At 59.4% G+C, this 342-nt stretch carries 1 pseudogene; it reads right to left on the reverse strand.

The window, feature by feature from the left end:
* A pseudogene (locus GYRE_RS23095) lies at positions 1–342 on the reverse strand (membrane-bound PQQ-dependent dehydrogenase, glucose/quinate/shikimate family); the annotation flags it as partial.

Consider the following 342-nt stretch of genomic DNA (forward strand, 5'->3'; position numbering starts at 1 on the left):
CTTACCGTCACGACGATCGAGAACAAAAATGTTCCCGGTTTTCGCTGGGGCATAGATCACCGGAACGGTTTCGCCTTTTACGGTGATGTCAGCCAGCGTCGGCTGGGAAGGCATGTCCATATCCCACAGATCGTGGTGGACGGTCTGGTAGCTCCAGGCCAGTTTACCGGTGGTCGCGTTCAGCGCCAGAATCGCGCTCGCATAGCGTTCCTGCTCCGGCGTGCGGTAACCGCCCCAGATATCCGGCGTGGTAACGCCCATCGGGAGGTACACCAGATCAAGCTTCGCATCGTAGGCCGCAGGTGCCCAGGAGTTCGGCGAGTTCAGGGTGTAGTGGTGTTC

Origin of the sequence: Yokenella regensburgei ATCC 49455 (genome assembly GCF_000735455.1) — a bacterium.
GTDB classification, from domain to species: domain Bacteria; phylum Pseudomonadota; class Gammaproteobacteria; order Enterobacterales; family Enterobacteriaceae; genus Yokenella; species Yokenella regensburgei.